Consider the following 2,998-nt stretch of genomic DNA (forward strand, 5'->3'; position numbering starts at 1 on the left):
ATAAACCCCCAGTGCCATGATTGATAAAATTAAACTTTGCGTCATTACAGATATAATACCTGACATAAATAAAACACTCCTTTGAAAATATTTTTATAATTTTAATTATTTGCTAATTTTGTATATAAAAAAACCACATAGTATACACAACTATGTGGTAAAAACACGAATAAGCCACATAGTATAATCTATGTGGCTCTTATATAGTTAAATGAAAACTCTATAAACAATATAGCCTACATAGATACAATCCCAAAGTTTTGCTAGTCTTAAGGGGTCTGTATCTATGTTAAAACGTAGGTACAAACCCTAGAAATAGTGGCTATAGTAATAATAATATTTTTTATTGTTTAATAAAGTATTCATAATTATCTCTCCCTTTTAATATTTTAATTAGTCAGAAAATTATATGTATTCTTGACTTGTTATAAATTATAAATTATACAATAATAAAAGTCAACTGCTAAATTTAATTAAGATACTACATAGTGTATACTTGGAATTTTTAAAAGAGAATACATCAATTGAAAAAAACGTTATCCTAAACTTGTAAATTAAATGGAATTTTTGTGAAAAAATATTTAATTAAAGAAAAATATAGAATGGAGGTAAAGCTGTAGCTATTAAAATTTATAAAAAAAAGCTGTCTAAGAAATTTAAATTTCTATTTAGACAGCTTAAATAATGATTAGAAAGTTATATAACTTTCATAATCTGTCGTCAAAATAGACGACTTTATGGAAAATGAATAACTTTATATGCAATAAATTGCTACAATAAGTACAATTTTCAAAGGGTTAGGGTGGATAAGAGTACTTACTATATAAAGTTTTCATATTACCTACTTTTTTGAATTTACTACATTTTACTCTGCAGATTTTGCATTTTTATCTGACTTTATATACTTTATATTATCTGCTGATAGCTTTTGCATGTCAAGTGCTTTTAGTGTATCTTCATTGATTATTATTTCAGTTTCATCTAACATAGTAACAGGTATATCACCAACAGGTTTACCCTCTAACACTTCAATAGCAAGCTCTCCAGCCTTGTAACCTAGTTTTTCATAGTCTATTCCACAACAAGCTAAAGCACCAGATGATACAGAGCCTTCTTCAGAAGCTATTATAGGTATTTTGTTTTCATTAGCTACTTTAGAAACTATAGGCATAGAAGAAACTATTAAATTATCAGTAGGAACATATAAAACATCTATTTTGCCAACTAAACTAGAAATAGCTTGGTTAACTTCACTTGAAGAACTGATTCCTTTTTCAACAACTTCATAATTATTTTTCTTAGCATAATCATGTAGAGAATCAACTTGTATTTTTGAATTAACTTCACTAGTATTGTATATAACGCCTATTTTCTTTGCTTTTGGAGTTAAAGTTTTAACCAATTCTAGTGTTTTATCAATTGAAAGATAATCTGATGTACCTGAAACGTTTCCACCTGGTTTTTCAAGAGATTTAACCAATCCAGCCTCTACAGGGTCTGTAACAGCAGTCATTATTATAGGTACATCTTTAGTAGCATTATAAGCTGCTTGAGCTGAAGGTGTAGATATAGCATATATCAAATCTTTTTTATCAGATACAAATTTACTTGCAATACTTTGTGTAGTAGGCATATCATTTTGTGCATTTTGGAAGTCTATTTTTATATTATCTCCATCCTTATAACCTTTATCTTCTAGTGCTTTTATGAATCCCTGTTTTGCCTTATCTAAAGATGGATGTTCTACTAATTGAGTGATTCCTATATTTTTTATTTCTTTATTGTCTGTTTTTTCTTTGTCTTTTGAAGCATCAGAGCCTCCATTTTGAGAACATCCAGTGAGCATTGATACTCCTAGTACTCCTGCTAAAATTAAACTTACCAATCTTTTTTTATTAATCATTTTTATATCCCCCTCAAAAGTTTTATTGTTATATATGTTCATATATTCATATGAATTATTGTAGTATTGCTAAAAATATTATGATATTAAAAATATTTTATAAATAAACCAATTTGTAAGTAAACTAAGATTAAATTATTGTGATAGCTATTTTTTAAACAGCATATTCAAATTTTTCTAAGATTTCTTCTATAGTCAATTTTTCTTTTTCTCTGCCATTTACATCTAAGACAACTTCACCTTTATGAAGCATTATTAATCTATCTCCATATTGAAGAGCATGCTTTAAGTTGTGAGTTACCATAAGAGTAGTTATATTTTTTTCTCTTACAATTTTATCAGTTAATTCAATTACTTCATTTGATGTCTTTGGGTCAAGTGCCGCTGTATGTTCATCTAATAATAGAACCTTAGGGCTTGCTAAACTAGACATAATTAGTGAAAGTGATTGTCTTTGACCTCCTGAAAGATACTGTACTTTGATATCTAGGTATTTTTTTAAATCTAGAGAAATTCCTTCAAGTAAGTGCTCCAAGTCATTTGTTTTATGACGAAGACATCTCTTTAAATTTAGCAATTTCCCCTTATTAAGAGCAAGAGATAAATTTTCTCTAACTGTCATAGAAGGACAAGTTCCTAAACCTGGGTCTTGAAAAACTCTACTTACTATTTGAGTTCTTCTATGTTCAGCTAAATTTGTTATATTAGTATTATCTAAAGTGATTTCACCAGAGGATTCTTTTAATAATCCAGATATTATATTTAATAAAGTAGATTTACCAGTTCCATTACTACCTATGATACTTACAAATTCACCATCTTCTATATTAAGTGATAAATTTTCAAATATAGTGTTGGGTTGACCATATGGATTTGGGAAACTCTTTGAAATATTTTTAATTTGTAACATCTATAACACCTCTTTTTTCAGATTTATTTTTGGTACTAGCTTTGCACTTGTTTTTTTTAGTGAGATATTTAAATTACCAGTAGCTAAGAAAGCTATTATAACTATGGAAGTTATCAGTTTTAAATCAGTTGATAACATACCTAAACTCATTGCAAAGTATATAGTGAATTGGTATATGAAAGAGC

The 2,998-nt window shown here is 27.7% G+C and carries 2 protein-coding genes and 1 pseudogene; all 3 read right to left on the reverse strand.

The annotated features are described in order from the left end of the window. Positions 1-865: 865 nt before the first annotated feature. Complete coding sequence (locus tag KGF52_RS20655; RefSeq protein WP_227841468.1) at positions 866-1,903, reverse strand: ABC transporter substrate-binding protein; 1,038 nt, start codon at positions 1,901-1,903, stop codon at positions 866-868. 154 nt (positions 1,904-2,057) lie between these two features. Beyond that, on the reverse strand, positions 2,058-2,813 hold the full coding sequence (locus KGF52_RS20660; RefSeq protein WP_227841469.1) for an ATP-binding cassette domain-containing protein: 756 nt from the start codon (positions 2,811-2,813) through the stop codon (positions 2,058-2,060). Then, positions 2,814-2,998, reverse strand: a pseudogene (locus KGF52_RS20665) (ABC transporter permease); the annotation flags it as partial. It lies immediately after the preceding gene.

It is taken from the genome of Clostridioides sp. ZZV15-6597 (assembly GCF_020657815.1).
Lineage (GTDB): Bacteria > Bacillota > Clostridia > Peptostreptococcales > Peptostreptococcaceae > Clostridioides.

Excerpts from the sequence above, each read along its gene's own strand:
- KGF52_RS20655 (WP_227841468.1), bottom strand. The coding sequence starts at position 1,903 with ATGATTAATAAAAAAAGATTGGTAAGTTTAATTTTAGCAGGAGTACTA.
- KGF52_RS20660 (WP_227841469.1), bottom strand. The coding sequence starts at position 2,813 with ATGTTACAAATTAAAAATATTTCAAAGAGTTTCCCAAATCCATATGGT.